Annotated in this window: 2 protein-coding genes; both read left to right on the top strand. The window is 73.0% G+C overall.

What is annotated here, in order from left to right; translation table 11 throughout:
- Nucleotides 1-344 precede the first annotated feature (344 nt).
- Entirely contained in the window at nt 345-779 is a 435-nt protein-coding gene (locus H5J29_RS32835; RefSeq protein WP_181784783.1) for a GNAT family N-acetyltransferase, read from the top strand.
- A 64-nt stretch (nt 780-843) separates the two neighbouring features.
- Nucleotides 844-1236 (top strand): DoxX family protein, encoded by a 393-nt coding sequence (locus H5J29_RS32830; protein WP_181784782.1) that lies wholly within the window; start codon nt 844-846, stop codon nt 1234-1236.
- Nucleotides 1237-1361: the final 125 nt, after the last annotated feature.

Genomic DNA, 1361 nt, shown 5'->3' with positions numbered 1-1361 from the left:
ACGCAGCACCAGCCTGCCGATGGTGGACTTGCGCGCCCCAGCGCCCCCACTCCCCAGCCGCCCGTTGCGTTCCACCCGGTGATCACCCCACGCGCCGCAGGCGAAGCCGATCGGTGATCAACAGGCCCTCACGCAGGTTTCGAGGCCCGGAATCCTGCGCCAGGGTCTGATGATCACCCGAGGTCGTGATCAACAGGCCCCTGCGCAGGATTCCGCGCTGCGCGATCGGTGATCAACAGGCCCTGACGCAGGATTCCGCGCTCACAGTCCTGCTTCAGGGCCTGTTGATCACGGTGCGGGGAAAGGGCAGGACCTGGGGGGCCGGGCGTGCGAGGGTGCGAGGCGTGAAGCGCGTGATCGGCGAGTTCGAGACCGACGACGACCCCACCCGGCTGGACCGCGACGCCGCCTGGGCCTGGCTGTCCACCCAGGCATACTGGGGCCGCTGGCGGCAGCGCGAGCACCTGGAGCGCCAGCTGGACTCGGCGTGGCGGGTCGTCGGGCTGTACCGGGGATCGGAGACGCTCGGCTCCGCCCGGGCGGTGTCCGACGGCGTGGCCCTCGCCTACCTCGCCGACGTCTGGGTCCACGAGTCGGTGCGCGGCCGCGGCCTCGGCGTCGCGCTGGTGGAGCACCTCCTGGACGCCGGACCGGGCATGCGCTGGGTGCTGCACACGAAGGACGCCGAGGGCCTCTACCAGCGGTTCGGCTTCCGTCCCGCCGACGCGACGGTGTGGGAGCGCGATGCCGATCCGGAGGTGATCCTCGCGGAGCGATGAGTTCCGGCGGCGGCCCCGGTCTCCTCTTCCGACCGGCTCCCACGCCCCCTGGAAGGACCCCGCCATGACCGCCACGACCGTCTCCGCCACCCGCTCCCCGGCCCGCATCGCGCTGTACGCGCTGCAGGTCGTGCTCGGCCTGTTCCTCGCCGTCGGCTCCGGCCTGCCGAAGCTCTTCGGCGAGGCCTCCGCGGTGCAGATCTTCGACCAGCTCGGCGCAGGCCAGTGGCTGCGATACCTCGTGGGGATCTGCGAGGTGGCGGGCGGGATCGGGCTGCTCGTGCCGGTCGTCGCCGGGCTGGCCGCGGCCTGCTTCGTGGCCCTGATGATCGGCGCGACCGTCGTGCAGCTCACCGTGGTGCACGCCTTCTGGTACACCCCGGTGATCATCGGCGTGCTGATGGCCGTCGTCGCCTGGGTCCGCCGCGCCGAGATCGTGGCCCTGTTCCGCCGTTGACCCGGTCGACCGAGCGGCACCTCCCGGGCACCGGGGGTGCCGTTCGGGCGTTCGCCGAGCGGCGTCAGCCCGCCTCGCCGAGGCGGGCGGCGTCAGCCCGCCGTCTCGGCGAGGCGGGCGCGGGG

This window comes from Pseudonocardia pini (assembly GCF_013870575.1).
In the GTDB taxonomy this organism is placed as follows: Bacteria; Actinomycetota; Actinomycetes; order Mycobacteriales; family Pseudonocardiaceae; genus Pseudonocardia; species Pseudonocardia pini.
The sequence above is the reverse complement of the archived record's forward strand: the minus strand, read 5'-3'. Positions and strand labels throughout refer to the sequence as shown.

Bases quoted from the DNA above. Each gene is read 5' to 3' on its own strand.
- H5J29_RS32830 (WP_181784782.1), top strand. From the start codon at position 844: ATGACCGCCACGACCGTCTCCGCCACCCGCTCCCCGGCCCGCATCGCG.